At 37.7% G+C, this 13,122-nt stretch carries 17 protein-coding genes; 9 read left to right on the top strand and 8 right to left on the bottom strand.

Translation table 11 applies throughout. The features are described 5' to 3' along the window. Positions 1-32: 32 nt before the first annotated feature. Positions 33-509 (bottom strand): divergent PAP2 family protein, encoded by a 477-nt coding sequence (locus tag AC4NPH_RS21055; RefSeq protein ID WP_013059614.1) that lies wholly within the window; start codon positions 507-509, stop codon positions 33-35. Positions 510-754: 245 nt separating this feature from the next. Here AC4NPH_RS21055 and AC4NPH_RS21050 point away from each other — a divergent pair, with 245 nt between their 5' ends. Together AC4NPH_RS21050 and AC4NPH_RS21045 are read left to right on the top strand one after the other, a co-directional pair. Then, positions 755-2,248, top strand: coding sequence for a leucyl aminopeptidase (locus tag AC4NPH_RS21050; RefSeq protein ID WP_029319223.1), 1,494 nt, complete (start codon positions 755-757; stop codon positions 2,246-2,248). Positions 2,249-2,515: 267 nt separating this feature from the next. Continuing rightward, the gene (locus AC4NPH_RS21045; RefSeq protein WP_029319220.1) at positions 2,516-3,835 is read left to right on the top strand and encodes a Na+/H+ antiporter family protein; all 1,320 of its coding nucleotides are present in this window, start codon (positions 2,516-2,518) and stop codon (positions 3,833-3,835) included. A 51-nt stretch (positions 3,836-3,886) separates the two neighbouring features. On the opposite strand, the gene AC4NPH_RS21040 is transcribed toward AC4NPH_RS21045, so the two are convergent. The 3 genes from AC4NPH_RS21040 to AC4NPH_RS21030 form a co-directional block, all read right to left on the bottom strand. Continuing rightward, complete coding sequence (locus tag AC4NPH_RS21040; RefSeq protein ID WP_013059611.1) at positions 3,887-4,078, bottom strand: hypothetical protein; 192 nt, start codon at positions 4,076-4,078, stop codon at positions 3,887-3,889. Between the two features lie 116 nt (positions 4,079-4,194). Further along, complete coding sequence (locus AC4NPH_RS21035; protein ID WP_013059610.1) at positions 4,195-4,731, bottom strand: HD domain-containing protein; 537 nt, start codon at positions 4,729-4,731, stop codon at positions 4,195-4,197. Between the two features lie 176 nt (positions 4,732-4,907). After that, positions 4,908-5,276: a YuzC family spore coat inner layer protein gene (locus AC4NPH_RS21030; protein ID WP_013059609.1), complete on the bottom strand. Its 369-nt coding sequence runs from the start codon at positions 5,274-5,276 to the stop codon at positions 4,908-4,910. A 106-nt stretch (positions 5,277-5,382) separates the two neighbouring features. On the opposite strand from AC4NPH_RS21030, the gene AC4NPH_RS21025 reads away from it, so the two are divergent. Then, positions 5,383-5,766, top strand: coding sequence for a hotdog fold thioesterase (locus tag AC4NPH_RS21025; RefSeq protein WP_013059608.1), 384 nt, complete (start codon positions 5,383-5,385; stop codon positions 5,764-5,766). 344 nt (positions 5,767-6,110) lie between these two features. Next, positions 6,111-6,725 carry a 3'-5' exonuclease KapD gene (kapD, locus tag AC4NPH_RS21020; protein WP_013059607.1) on the top strand — a complete coding sequence of 205 codons (615 nt, stop codon included), beginning with the start codon at positions 6,111-6,113 and terminating at the stop codon, positions 6,723-6,725. A gap of 36 nt (positions 6,726-6,761) precedes the next feature. Here the strand turns inward: kapD and kapB are convergent, their stop codons facing one another. Further along, entirely contained in the window at positions 6,762-7,142 is a 381-nt protein-coding gene (gene kapB / locus AC4NPH_RS21015; protein ID WP_013059606.1) for a kinase-associated lipoprotein KapB, read from the bottom strand. Positions 7,143-7,227: 85 nt separating this feature from the next. On the opposite strand from kapB, the gene AC4NPH_RS21010 reads away from it, so the two are divergent. Continuing rightward, positions 7,228-7,425 (top strand): hypothetical protein, encoded by a 198-nt coding sequence (locus tag AC4NPH_RS21010; RefSeq protein WP_078082210.1) that lies wholly within the window; start codon positions 7,228-7,230, stop codon positions 7,423-7,425. Positions 7,426-7,528: 103 nt separating this feature from the next. After that, positions 7,529-8,053 (top strand): superoxide dismutase family protein, encoded by a 525-nt coding sequence (locus tag AC4NPH_RS21005; RefSeq protein WP_013059604.1) that lies wholly within the window; start codon positions 7,529-7,531, stop codon positions 8,051-8,053. A 35-nt stretch (positions 8,054-8,088) separates the two neighbouring features. Here AC4NPH_RS21005 and AC4NPH_RS21000 read toward each other — a convergent pair whose 3' ends face one another. Further along, on the bottom strand, positions 8,089-9,261 hold the full coding sequence (locus AC4NPH_RS21000) for a MalY/PatB family protein (protein WP_491938917.1): 1,173 nt from the start codon (positions 9,259-9,261) through the stop codon (positions 8,089-8,091). 168 nt (positions 9,262-9,429) lie between these two features. Next, positions 9,430-10,278: an alpha/beta fold hydrolase gene (locus tag AC4NPH_RS20995; protein WP_013059602.1), complete on the bottom strand. Its 849-nt coding sequence runs from the start codon at positions 10,276-10,278 to the stop codon at positions 9,430-9,432. A gap of 158 nt (positions 10,279-10,436) precedes the next feature. Between AC4NPH_RS20995 and AC4NPH_RS20990 the strand changes: the two genes are divergently transcribed. The 3 genes from AC4NPH_RS20990 to yugI all read left to right on the top strand — a co-directional run bounded on the left by AC4NPH_RS20990 (position 10,437) and on the right by yugI (position 12,706). Continuing rightward, entirely contained in the window at positions 10,437-10,937 is a 501-nt protein-coding gene (locus tag AC4NPH_RS20990; RefSeq protein WP_013059601.1) for an Lrp/AsnC family transcriptional regulator, read from the top strand. Then, positions 10,937-12,097, top strand: a complete 1,161-nt coding sequence (locus tag AC4NPH_RS20985; RefSeq protein ID WP_013059600.1) for an aminotransferase — start codon at positions 10,937-10,939, stop codon at positions 12,095-12,097. Before AC4NPH_RS20990 ends, AC4NPH_RS20985 begins: the two co-directional genes overlap by 1 nt. A gap of 207 nt (positions 12,098-12,304) precedes the next feature. Then, on the top strand, positions 12,305-12,706 hold the full coding sequence (yugI, locus tag AC4NPH_RS20980; RefSeq protein ID WP_013059599.1) for a S1 domain-containing post-transcriptional regulator GSP13: 402 nt from the start codon (positions 12,305-12,307) through the stop codon (positions 12,704-12,706). A gap of 36 nt (positions 12,707-12,742) precedes the next feature. On the opposite strand, the gene AC4NPH_RS20975 is transcribed toward yugI, so the two are convergent. After that, positions 12,743-12,973: a DUF378 domain-containing protein gene (locus tag AC4NPH_RS20975; RefSeq protein ID WP_013059598.1), complete on the bottom strand. Its 231-nt coding sequence runs from the start codon at positions 12,971-12,973 to the stop codon at positions 12,743-12,745. Positions 12,974-13,122 lie beyond the last annotated feature (149 nt).

The following is a 13,122-nucleotide window of genomic DNA, read 5'->3' as shown; positions in this document are numbered from 1 at the left end:
CATGAAGAATTCTTCATGTGTTTTCTTATGTTTTATGGCCATACATAATACGTTACAAAAGCAACTGCTATCCCTGTTAAGGCCCCAAAGAAAACTTCAATAGGCTTATGTCCAAGCAGCTCTTTTAGCTTCACTTGTTTTTCGTCTTCTTCATTGGTCGTCCACAGCTTTGCCTCTTTTACCGCGCGCTGAAAGTCTTCAACCAAACGATTTAAAACCGTTGCTTGCTCTCCTGCATGTCTTCTTACTCCTTTAGCATCGAACATGACAATAATGGCAAAAATAGCGGAGAGAGCAAAAATGGGGGATTTAAGACCTTCTGCTAGCCCAATGGCAGTTGCTAAGGAAGTTACTGCTGCGGAGTGAGAGCTTGGCATGCCTCCCGTACTAAAAAATAAGCTGCCGTCTATTTTCTTAGTAGCTACAAAAGAAAGGGGAATCTTAATAAATTGAGCAAAGAAAATAGCGATTAATGAACTCCAAAGTGGAAAATTTGAGAATAAATCCATTGAGACGTCCTCCCTCAACTTAAAATGTCTGAAAAGCTAAACCCGTATGATGAAAAAAGCGGTAGATGAAAGTATATGTGTGAAACTAAGGTTTTTGAACTGTGATTAAAAATTGTATTTCTGCTATCATATGTATATAGATGAAAACAGTGGTGAATATGATATATATTCCACTTGCTGAATAGATTAAACAAAGCAGATGATAAATAAAAATAAAATCTCTATACGTAAAAGGGAGGAATTTTATGTTTTCGCATGTAGAAACATTTGGTGTTGATCATCAAACAGAAGCGCTCGTAATCGGGTTATTTAATCAAAACCAACAATTTGAAGGCCTTCTAAAAGAAATTGATGAAGCTTTAGGTGGACAGCTCATTCATTTGATTAAAGAAGGGGATATACGTGTACAAGAAAAACGTACATCAACGATTCATACACTAGGAAAATTAGGAGCAAAACGTCTTTATTTTGTGGGACTCGGACGAAAGCAAGCGCTAACTAAAAATGGACTCAAAGAGAGCTTTGGACTGTTATTTAAAAAGTTAAAAGAAGCGAAGATTTCAAACGCATCGGTCGCCCTTTCTACATTTGATACAGGAGTGTGGTCAGAGCAAGAAACTGCAGCTTTATTAGGAGAAGCTCAACAGCTTGCTATGTACGAGTTTGAAAACTACAAAAAGAAATCAAACGAACCTGACAAGCAGCTTGAGAAAATTGAACTGTTTTCTTTTTACAAAGACGTTGTACAATCTGCTTTGGTTGGATATACGTATGGAAAAGCAACAAACTCAGCGCGCACCCTTGTTAACTTACCAAGCAATATGCTAACGGCTACAGATTTAGCTAATTATGCAGTAGAAATGGCACATACATATGGTTTTGAATATGAAATTTTAGAAAAAGAAGAGATGGAAACATTGGGAATGGGCGCACTGTTAGCAGTTAATCAAGGTTCCGCAGAGCCTCCTAAAATGATTGTCCTGAAATATCAAGGAAAAGAAAAATGGGAAGACGTTATTGGGTTGGTAGGAAAAGGGATTACCTTTGACACAGGTGGTTACTCTATTAAATCTAAAGACGGGATTGTAGGTATGAAAACAGATATGGGCGGAGCTGCATCTGTTCTTGGTGCAATGGAAGCAATTGGAGAATTAAAACCTCATCAAAACGTAGTAGCTGTCATTCCATCAACTGACAACGTTATTAGCGCGCGTGCTTTTAAGCCAGATGACGTAATTACAGCAATGAATGGAAAGACAATAGAAGTACTGAATACAGATGCTGAAGGGCGTTTAGCGTTAGCTGATGGTATCTCCTATGCCAAACACCACGGAGCAAATTATTTAGTAGACGTGGCGACATTAACGGGTGGTGTAATTGTAGCTCTTGGTACACATACAACTGGGGCAATGACGAATGATTCTGCTTTATTGCAGCAAATAGCGAAAGCGAGCATTGAGACAGGCGAACCGATTTGGGAGCTGCCTATTACAGAACGAGACAAAAAGCGTGTTCGGGGAAGTAAGGTAGCAGATTTAAATAACTCTCCTGGACGAGAGGGGCACGCAATTATGGCAGGAACTTTTATTGGTGAGTTTGCAGAGCAAACACCATGGGTTCACTTGGATATTGCTGGAACTGCAACATCCGCTGCTTCTCATGAGTTAGGACCTTCAGGTGCAACAGGCGTGATGGTGCGAACACTAGCTACAATGGTTTGTTCATTTGAAGCCAATTAATGAAAAAAGTATAGCAGTGATAGAAAGAAACGTAAAAAGAAGCATCGATGATGCTTCTTTTTTAATATGTTTACATAATGTTTTTTCTTTTTAGTAAGAAAAGATTACTTAGAAAAATCCTTATATTGTTAAGGGTGTAGAGAAGTTAAACAAACGTTTATTTAGTAAGATGATTGACTTTTTTTCTATACCTAATATAATGAACATGTTGTTTATCTCTCTAATGTTTTAATGAGATAAAGTGAAAAGAAAAATGGAGGTTTCAAAATGAATGCAGTATTAATAGCTGTGCTCGTGATGCTGATTTTGAGCTTATTGCGTATCAACGTTGTCTTTTCTTTAGCAGTCGGAGCGCTAATTGGAGGACTTGTTGGCGGTATCAGCCTCACAGATACAGTAAGTATATACACAGATGGTCTTGGAAACAGTGCTTCTGTTGCATTAAGCTATGCTTTGCTTGGAGGATTTGCAATGGCTGTTTCGCGGACAGGGCTGCCTGATGCCGTTGTTCAGCTAGCGTTAAAAATAGTAGGGAAAGAAGGAGAAACGAAAAAGAAGTCACTGTCAAAAGTACTGATTTTATTGATCATCCTTATTATTTCATGTTTTTCTCAAAACGTTATTCCGGTTCACATTGCATTTATTCCGCTTTTAATTCCACCTCTATTGAAAGTATTTAATCAGTTAAAAATCGATCGCCGATTAGTCGCAACCGTTATTACATTTGGATTGGTTACACCTTATATGTATTTGCCGGCAGGATTCGGTAAGATTTATCACGACATTTTATTTACTAACATCAAAGAAAGTGGATTAACAATTGATAAAGGAGATATTACCACGGCGATGGCTCTTCCAGCTTTAGGAATGGTAGTGGGCTTATTGTTTGCTGTGTTTATTTCGTACCGCAAGCCGCGCACTTATGAAGACATTGACATTGACCAAGGCACAGAGGAGCGTACAGGTTACACAACAAGAGGAATTATTGTAGCTTTACTTGCGATTGTAGCGGCTTTAACTGTGCAGCTCTTAGTAGATTCTATGATTTTCGGAGCGCTTGCAGGGATTGTTGTCGTTTACTTCAGCGGGGCTTTGAAGTGGAATGAAGCAGATCCAGTATTAACGAACGGAATGAGAATGATGGCTTTCATCGGATTTGTTATGCTGTCTGCCTCTGGTTTTGCAAAAGTTCTTCAAGAAACTGGAGATGTAGAAGCGCTTGTAAAAGGCTCTGTTGCTCTTATTGGCGGCAACCAAATGCTAGGTGCATTTCTTATGCTTGTCATCGGGCTTTTAGTGACAATGGGCATTGGTTCTTCTTTCTCTACCATTCCAATTATCGCGACGATTTTTGTTCCTCTTTGCTTAGAACTTGGTATGAGTCCAATGGCAACGATTTGTATTGTTGGTACAGCGGGAGCGCTTGGAGACGCTGGTTCACCAGCTTCAGACAGTACGCTTGGACCCACATCTGGATTAGCAGTCGATCGTCAGCATGATCATATTTGGGATACGTGTGTACCAACTTTTCTTCACTATAACATTCCACTTATTATTTTTGGGTGGATTGCCTCGGTTATCTTGTAAATAGAGGCCCTATAATGAAAAAAAGCAGCCGATCAAAACCGGCTGCTTTTTTCATGCTTGAGAAAGAGTAGAAGCAGTGCTGTCACAAGCTCCTAATGCTTGCTCTACAGCCTGAAGAGATTGTTCAATACGTTCACGATTTGAATCTTTCTCTACTGTTTGAAGAGCTTGTTCAAGGCTTGCTTTTGCCTGATTTAATGATGTGCAAGAATCTTGCACGTAACCTCTAGCGTTTTTAGACATTCTTCTTCCTCCTAACTAACAAAAAATGAGAATCAATAAGTAGTATGAGTAATTTGCAGGGAATTATGAGGAGAAATAATAAAAAGGATTAACTCTTATGAAAGGAGTTAATCCTGTCAGCCTAACTGTTTAAATTGGTTGGAATGTAGAAGTTCAAGCACTTTCTTATCAAGCTCCTTAATTTTCTTTACAGCCAGATTATATTCCATTTCACGGTAATGGTGTTTGCCGCCTGGCTCTTCATCAGCTTCATCAGCTAGTTTGACTACTTTTTGAAGAGGGCGTTGTTGAATTGTTCCTTCAGGCAAATATGAGTCTGTGTGTAGTAAAATAGCTAAAGCAATTTCTTTTGCCGCCTGAGGTTCCTCACCTAAACGAATGAGTAATTTATGTGCACGTTCAGCCCCTTTAATAGCGTGAATATCATTTTGACGATACTTCTCATAATCCCACTGACCATTTGTGTACCATTCGTAGTGGCCAATATCATGAAGCAGCGCTGCTTTTGTAGCTAAATCGGGGTTTACATTATGCTGTACGGATAGACGAAACGCATGATAGGCGACGGATACAGCATGCGCAACGCCAGATCGAGTTAAATATTTTTGAGCGATAGGATGCGTGAAAATTTCTACTAGCGTAACATGTCTCATCATGTCATCCCTCCTAAAGAAAAAATATATTTCCAAATACAATATCATATTTGTATCCTAAATACAATTATCGTGTAATTTGTTTTTACATACAAAAATGGCATATATTATAATATTCGGAACGAAACAACATGTACATCTTTTTTTGAAGAAAATAAGACTTTTTTCCTTGTATTTTACCATCTAATATTTAACGATACGTGACAGCAGTCAAATTGGTTATCGGGATGAATAAACGTAATTTTAATATAGTCTGGAGTATAAAAAACATCGATTTTTGTCTTAACACCAGTGGAAAGAATGAGTCTTTTTACTTCACTCATTTTGGATTCTTGAGCAGCAGCTTTTATTTTTTTTATTAAATTTGGCGAAGTATTAGCTCTTTGAATAAATATAGTAGCGCTTTGCATGGTAGAGGGAATAACTTTAAGAGATTGCTGAAATGTCGCGATGTCCGCCTCAGGTAAGTTAGGTACCCTGTATGTATAAGGGTGAGGCATGTAGTACGGTGGCCAATAGTAAGACAAGGGAGCAAATGATTTCATATAAGAATCCTCCTAGAAAACGGATTTTTATTATGTATATGTAGAGGGTTCGTATATGTTGTAGCAAAACCGTTATTGTATACTAGATACAAAGGGAGGTATGGATATGAAAACAAAAGATACGCTGTTAGAAGCATTAGGAATTGAGATTATTAGTGCGAGTGAACAAAGAGTCGAAGCGACGATGCCTGTTGATGAGCGAACGCGTCAGCCATTCGGGCTTTTACACGGAGGAGCATCGGTGGCGTTAGCTGAAACTGTGGCTAGTCTAGGTGCCATTAAAAGTGTAGATCTCGAAAAAGAAATCTGCGTAGGTTTAGAAATTAATGCCAATCATATCAAAGGGAAAAAAGACGGAATCGTTACAGCTATAGGCGTTCCTTTACATAAAGGAAAAAAAACAGCGGTTTGGGAAGTGAAAATTCAAGATGAAGAAGAGAATTTAATCTGTATATCCAGATGTACGCTTGCTATTCTACCTAAAGCTTAAACATAAGAATGCTTAGTCTAGAAGGTGTGAGGTATGCTTTTGGAGTGAGAAGGAGCCACCTCACACACTCATGTTAGAGTTTAAAGAGAATTTGGAAGAGCGGATACATAAAAAAGTGAAAAAATAGGTAAAAAAATAAGCGAAATTATGTCTATTCGTGACAGTTACCCTGCGCATAGAGACATGCTCTAGAATATAGTAGTAGTAAAGTATTCTTTTTATTCAGCAACTAGAATATTCATAATATTAAAAATAAGAACAGAAAATAGACCTTCCGATTGTTCAATCGTGCTATAATAGCATTAATATAGTAGGGCGGTTTATTTTACAAAGGGGTGATAATATTGGATAAGAACTCTCAGTATTTATTCATTGATTTTGAATTTACAATGCCAGAGTATAAGGGTTTTCCAAAAGGCTTTTTTCCGGAAATCATTGAAGTTGGTTTGGTGTTTGTTAAAAATCAAGAAATCATTGATCGTTTCTCCTCTTACGTACAGCCTACACACTTTACAAAATTAACTGAGCGCTGTAAATCATTTCTCCATATCGAACAAAATCAAGTAAATGAAGGCATTACGCTAGAGCAGCTTGTACAGCGACTGGGCATGTATAAACACAGCACGATTATTACATGGGGGAACATGGATATGAAAGTATTAAGGCAGTGCTGTCAAAAAAATAAGGTGCCATTTCCTTTTGCAGGTAAAGAAATTGATCTTTCAATGGAGTATAAGCGCTTTTTTGGAGATCAAAATCAAACTGGCCTTTGGAAAGCTGTGCAAGAGTATGGTAAAGAAGGAACTGGAAAGCACCACTGCGCGCTTGATGATGCGATGACCACACTCAATATCTTTAAGCTTGTAGAAAAAGATAAGCGGTACCTTCAAAAACCAGAGCCAACGACCATAGGAGATCGAATCGATTTTTCAAAAGTATTAAATAAATTTGCATTATAAAAGCCAAATCACTTCTACGTGAATTTGGCTTTTTACTTAATGAATACCGTACTCTTTTTTTAACTCTTCTAAACAGGCAATACTTGCTTGAGCAAAAGGGCTATCTTTGGCTTGTTGTTCAGCTATCTTTAATTCAAGCGCTTTTTTTAGTGAATTTTTATAATCGGGAACGCTGTCTTCATAGAGATGAACCATTTTTTGAGGAATATTGGCCTGCTCTCGAAATGCAAGTGCTTTTCGCTCGTGAAAAAAAGGTACGTCCACTTGTCCAGGGTTATGTAAGTCACCTTGTTCTGGATGCTTTAACACAGCTTGAATCCGCACAACATAATGCAGGTCTCGAACTTGTGTAATTTCACCGATGTATTTCCCAGTTTTATAAAGTGCCGTAACGGTTTGACCAATTGTAAATGTCATATTGCCAGATCTCCTTTAAGTAAAGTGTTTGTTATCACCAGTATAAATCAAAACCCTCTACCGTTTCTATGAAAGGATGTTGTACATGATGTATTTAATGTTTTTGCTTTATTTTCCGGAAGATAAAAGAGAATATATTCCTGCTTTTGCTACTATGGCGATTTTTGTACTAGCAGCAGTTGCAGTATGGCGTTTAATCATTAAGATTTCGAAAAAAGAAGAAGAAAAAACGAAGGAGTTAGAAGCAAAGCTAAAAGAACAGGATAATAAGAAATCACTGTAATGAAATGCAAATAAAATGTAAGCGTTTAAAATAATATGTTGCTGGACAATCTATGGAAAGACATCTAAAACTTTCGCTAGTGCATATGCGATTGGAGGGCAACATGAAAAAACTACTACTCATTGGAACCGTGCCTTTTTTCTTGTTAACGGGGTGTATGGAAAAAGAAATATCCAATAAAGAAGTCAAAGTCTATAACGCAGATGGAGATAGCATCGGTACAGTCAAGTTGAAAGAACAGGCCGATGGAATTGAGTTTACGTACAATTTAAGCGGACTTCCACCTGGCGAACACGGCGTACATATTCATGAAATGGGAATTTGCAAAGCTCCTAACTTTAAAAGTGCGGGCAATCACCTTGATCCTGATAAAAAGAAACACGGACTGTTAAATCCAAAAGGACCGCATTTAGGCGATATGAAAAATATTGTGGTAGAAGACGATCAGACGTATACAGGAACAGATATGGTTCCTCAAGTCACGTTAAAAGAAGGAAAGACATCGCTCGTTAAGCGTATGGATGGTTCATCCCTTGTTATTACCGAACAAGGTGATGACGGAATGACAGAGCCATCAGGTAATTCTGGCAAGCGAATCGCCTGCGGAGTTATTTCAAAAAAACATTAAAAACAGCGTTCTTTCTCACGAAAGAACGCTGTTTTTTACGTTAAAGCTACTTTTAAGCGATTTAATCCTTCTTGAAGCTGTTCATGTGAACAGCCAATGTTCAAGCGGATAAAACCTTTTCCATATGTGGAACTGTATTTTTCGCCTTTTTCTACGGCAATTTTCCCTTTTTCTAATAAGCGTTCATGTAATTCTTCTTCTGATAAATGCAGCTTGTTGCAGTCAATCCATAGTAAATAAGTTCCTTCGGGCTGAACCACTCGCAGTTCAGGCAAGTTTTCACTTATAAAACGCGTCACGAGATCTACATTTTTCTTCAGATATACAAGCAGTGCTTCTAGCCACTCCTCACCTTCACTGTAAGCCGCCTCTAACCCAATTATTCCGAATGTGTTTAAATTAGAAAACCCTTGTTTTTGCTGTTGTTGAACATACTGTGTGCGCAGTTTCTCGTTTGGAATAATAATAGCTGAAGCTTGAAGTCCCGGTATATTAAATGTTTTGCTAGGGGCCATACACGTAATGGCTCGATTGGCTGCATCTTCACTCACCATGCTAATGGGAATGTGTTTATAAGGCTGGTAAATTAGATCAGAATGGATTTCATCTGAAACAATTAATACATTGTATTTTTCACAAAGATCGGCAAGCTTCTTCAGTTCTTCTTTTGTCCACACGCGTCCTACTGGATTATGAGGGCTGCAAAGAATCATTAATTTTACGCCTTCTGCAAATTTTTGCTCTAAATCTGCAAAATCAATTTCGTATTTATCGCCCGCAAGTTTTAACGGATTTTCAACAACTTCTCGATCATTTACCTTTATCATGTTAAAAAATGGAGTATAGACTGGAGGCTGAATTAAAATTGAATCTCCGGATTCTGTAAATGCTTGGATAGCCATACTCAGGGCAAATACAACTCCTGGACTGTATGTAATCCATTCATGATCAATGGTCCACTGATGCTTTTTTTCTACCCAAGATGATAAAGCATTTGCCGTAGATTCAGTAGGGGAAGTGTAGCCGAAAATACCGTGTTTGACACGCTCATTAATGGTTTGAAGAACATTAGGCGGCGCTTGGAAATCCATATCAGCTACCCAAAAAGGCAGAACATCTTTTGCTCCAAAAACAAGATCAGTTTTGTCCCACTTTACGGACTGCGTACCTGTACGGTTAATTAATTGATCAAAAGAATAAGTAGACAATAAAAGTACCCCCTTTTTTAATATAATAGTTTGCTTATTTTTAATACGTTTGTCAACGAAGTTAACTTGTGAAGTCAATAAAGAAAGTGAAAAAATTGCTGAAGCACGACTAATAAATTTTTTATTAAAGTTAGCGCCTCGTGTGAAATATACGAACTCGCCCCGTCATTATTGAGACAGGGCTTTTTCACCGTACAAGAAATCGACCATATGAGATTGCACAATGTCGGGACACTCTTCTGGTAAAAGGTGTCCAATTTCCTTTAAAGAGATAAAGGTAGAGTCTGTTAAATCATCTTTTAACTTACGTCCGAGATGCAAAGGAACAACCCGGTCTTCTTCTCCCCAAATGAGTAAACTGGGTTTTTTTATGTGCTGCAAATCCTTTGAGGATAGGTCTCCTTCTCGATCACGAATCATTCTTGTTAAAGCCATAAACGTACGGTCATCCAAAAATGGTTCAGTATAGCCATCAATCATTTCTTCGTCGATTAACTTATGATCAAATACGACATTTTGCAAGTTGCCTAATACACCTTTGCGAGACAGCCACGTTTTTACCCACAGATAAAAGAAGGGAACATAAGAAGACATGACCAATCCATAATGTGAGGGGCCTAAATAAGCTGAGCTGCACAGAAGAACTAGTTTTGATACGCAAGAAGGCTTTAACTTTGCTACGTTTAAACAAACCTGTCCTCCCATTGAATGTCCCGATAGTACAACATCTTTCAACTTTAAATATTCAATCAACTCGATGACAATTCTGGCTAAATTTTTATACGAGTATTGAAAGGTTAACGATTTTTCACTTCGCCCAAATGGCGGAAGGTCCAGCGTAATGATAGAAAACGTATCTTCAAATAAAGGAATTAAACGTCGAAAGCTAAAACTCGATGATAAAAAGCCGTGAATAAATACAATGGCTGGTTTATCAGGGTGATAGTTATGGCATTCGTAGTAAACATTGACTCCATTAAAAGTACGCTGGTGACAAGTAATTTTAGATTCAGTCAATTTGTTTCACTCCATCTTTTTCTTTCTAGTCTGTCCTAATTTCCAGCAATCTATAAAATGAAACTCAATTACCGGTATAGATTTCACATTAAAGATGTGTTTAAATTTGATATAATGGAAAAAGTGAAAAAATTTAATCGTTGTAGGAGGGGAACACGGTGTTCTTAGAAGAAAAAGAGTTAGAAATTTTAGAAATTCTAGAAAAAAATAGCCGTATTTCAATAGATAGTATTTCAAAAATGGTGGATTTAACATTTGAAGAAACCTCTAATATTGTTAAAAAGCTAGAGAGAGAAAAAGTAATTGTGCAATATTCAGCTGATATTAACTGGAGACGAGTAGATGGACATGAGGGCGTCACGGCTATGATAGATGTAAAAGTTGCACCAAAGCGAGGAGTAGGCTTTGACGAGATTGCGGAGCGCATCTATCGTTTTCAAGAAGTGAAATCCGTGTACCTAATGTCAGGAGCATATGATTTGTCTGTTATTATTGAAGAAAAATCAATGTCTGAAGTAGCGTTTTTTGTTTCTGAAAAGCTTTCTACGCTAGACTCTGTTTTATCTACAACGACTCACTTTATCATGAAAAAATACAAGCACGATGGTACCATCTATGACCAAGGCGATGAAGATCGCAGAATCGTGGTGTCTCCGTAATGAAAGAGCGCTTGTCAACAACTGTACAACAGCTGAAACCTTCAGGTATTCGCCGCTTTTTTGATTTAGCAGCAAGTATGGATAACGTCATCTCTCTTGGAGTAGGTGAACCTGATTTTGTCACATCTTGGGCTGTTCGAGAAGCGAGTATTTTATCGTTGGAAAGAGGATATACCTCTTATACAGCAAATGCGGGGCTTTTAGAGCTCCGCTTTGAAATTATGAAGTATATGAAAAGAAATTTTAACGTCTCGTATGATTATAAAGATGATATTATTGTGACCGTTGGAGGAAGTCAGGCTCTAGATATTACAATGCGAGCTTTGATTAACCCTGAAGATGAAATTATTGTCGTGGAGCCAAATTTTGTGTCTTACAGTCCGTTAATTTCGCTAGCAGGAGGAGTTCCTGTGGCAATTGAAACAACGGCAGAAACAGAGTTTAAACTGCAGCCTAGACAGATTGAAGAAGTCATTACAAGCAACACGAAAGCCCTTCTTTTATGCTCTCCTAATAATCCAACAGGAAGCTCACTCTCTAAAGAAGAGCTGCAGGCTATTGCGGATATTGTCATAAAGCATGACTTGCTTGTTATCACGGATGAAATCTATGCAGAATTAACATATGATGAAGAATTTACATCTATTGCTTCTTTAGAAGGAATGAAAGAACGAACTATTATTATTTCTGGCTTTTCTAAAGGGTTTGCCATGACTGGATGGCGTCTTGGATACATATGTGCACCAACTGAGATTGCTAAAGCAATGCTGAAAATTCATCAGTATACAATGATGTGTGCGCCTACCATGGCACAATATGGAGCAATTGAAGCACTACAAAATGGGCAGCATGACGTAGAAGAGATGAGAAAAAGCTATCGCAGAAGACGGAACTATATGGTGAAGTCATTAAATCAAATTGGTCTGGAATGCCATTCTCCCGGAGGAGCGTTTTATGTGTTCCCGTCTATCAAGAAAACTGGATTGTCATCGGAAGAATTCGCTGAGCAGCTTTTGCTTGAAGAGCGAGTAGCCGTGGTGCCAGGCAATGTATTTGGAAAAGGCGGAGAGGGACATATTCGCTGTTCATACGCTTCTTCAATGGAATCATTAGAAGAATCCATAAAACGGATTAGCCGTTTTGTTGAAAATAAGTTATAATAAAAATAAGATATTATGTCATATCGTATAGACGGTTTGATATAATATCTTTTTTGCTATGATGAAATGTAGTGTTAGTTTATATTTGTGACGAAATTGGTAAATAATAAATATAGTATAACTACTTTTTGATTCAATCTATGAACTGTGCTATAATTTTAAATTGGCTATAATGGTGAAAATAATAAGGTATCTAGGAGTGTTTATATGTCAAAATTTGAAATCGGTACTGTTACAAAAGGTAAAGTAACAGGAATTCAACCATACGGTGCATTCGTTGCATTAAATGAAGAAACTCAAGGATTAGTTCATATCTCAGAAGTGAAACATGGCTTCGTTAAAGATATTAACGAACATTTATCAGTAGGAGACGAAGTAAACGTTAAAGTTTTATCTGTTGATGAGTCAACTGGTAAAATTGGTTTATCTATTCGTGCTACTGAGCCAGCTCCAGAAAAAACTGAAGCTTCTGCACCTAAAAAACCTGCTAAAAAGCGTCAAGGTCAAGCAACAGTTCACACTGAATCTACTCAAGGATTCAACACATTAAAAGAAAAATTAGAAGAGTGGATTGAGCAATCAAACCGCGAAGATCTAATTAAGAAATAAGAAAAAAAGAAGGATAGCTTAGCTATCCTTCTTTTTTTAATGTTCCGTTCTAGGTTCTGTACGCTCTACTTCAGCAGAAGGTTTAAATAATAGACCTAGGTTAATCAGTCCTGCGATTCCAACCAATCCATAAATAATGCGGGAGAAAGCAGATGTTTGACCGCCGAAGATTGCTGCTACTAAATCAAATTGAAAAAAGCCAATAAGTCCCCAGTTAATTGCTCCAATAATCGTTAATACGAGCGCAATACGTTGAATACCACTCATGATGAACCCTCCTTGTTTTGTAGTTCACTTATTAGCCTGCTTTTTTTTGAGGGAAATATGCATATTTACTTTTGGAAGATACAGACAAATGAACGTTGATTTGGATGGGCTGAGCGTCTAGTCAACAGGGAATAATCTTTAGGAAGTCA

The organism is Priestia sp. MDV22-iso46 (assembly GCF_058629175.1).
This window is presented reverse-complemented; position numbering and strand designations above follow the sequence as displayed.

What these genes read in the sequence shown, in the direction of transcription:
- AC4NPH_RS21055 (WP_013059614.1), bottom strand. Translation starts at nt 509, where the DNA reads ATGGATTTATTCTCAAATTTTCCACTTTGGAGTTCATTAATCGCTATT.
- AC4NPH_RS21050 (WP_029319223.1), top strand. Translation starts at nt 755, where the DNA reads ATGTTTTCGCATGTAGAAACATTTGGTGTTGATCATCAAACAGAAGCG.
- AC4NPH_RS21045 (WP_029319220.1), top strand. Translation starts at nt 2,516, where the DNA reads ATGAATGCAGTATTAATAGCTGTGCTCGTGATGCTGATTTTGAGCTTA.
- AC4NPH_RS21040 (WP_013059611.1), bottom strand. Translation starts at nt 4,078, where the DNA reads ATGTCTAAAAACGCTAGAGGTTACGTGCAAGATTCTTGCACATCATTA.
- AC4NPH_RS21035 (WP_013059610.1), bottom strand. Translation starts at nt 4,731, where the DNA reads ATGAGACATGTTACGCTAGTAGAAATTTTCACGCATCCTATCGCTCAA.
- AC4NPH_RS21030 (WP_013059609.1), bottom strand. Translation starts at nt 5,276, where the DNA reads ATGAAATCATTTGCTCCCTTGTCTTACTATTGGCCACCGTACTACATG.
- AC4NPH_RS21025 (WP_013059608.1), top strand. Translation starts at nt 5,383, where the DNA reads ATGAAAACAAAAGATACGCTGTTAGAAGCATTAGGAATTGAGATTATT.
- kapB (WP_013059606.1), bottom strand. Translation starts at nt 7,142, where the DNA reads ATGACATTTACAATTGGTCAAACCGTTACGGCACTTTATAAAACTGGG.
- AC4NPH_RS21010 (WP_078082210.1), top strand. Translation starts at nt 7,228, where the DNA reads ATGATGTATTTAATGTTTTTGCTTTATTTTCCGGAAGATAAAAGAGAA.
- AC4NPH_RS21005 (WP_013059604.1), top strand. Translation starts at nt 7,529, where the DNA reads ATGAAAAAACTACTACTCATTGGAACCGTGCCTTTTTTCTTGTTAACG.
- AC4NPH_RS20985 (WP_013059600.1), top strand. Translation starts at nt 10,937, where the DNA reads ATGAAAGAGCGCTTGTCAACAACTGTACAACAGCTGAAACCTTCAGGT.
- yugI (WP_013059599.1), top strand. Translation starts at nt 12,305, where the DNA reads ATGTCAAAATTTGAAATCGGTACTGTTACAAAAGGTAAAGTAACAGGA.
- AC4NPH_RS20975 (WP_013059598.1), bottom strand. Translation starts at nt 12,973, where the DNA reads ATGAGTGGTATTCAACGTATTGCGCTCGTATTAACGATTATTGGAGCA.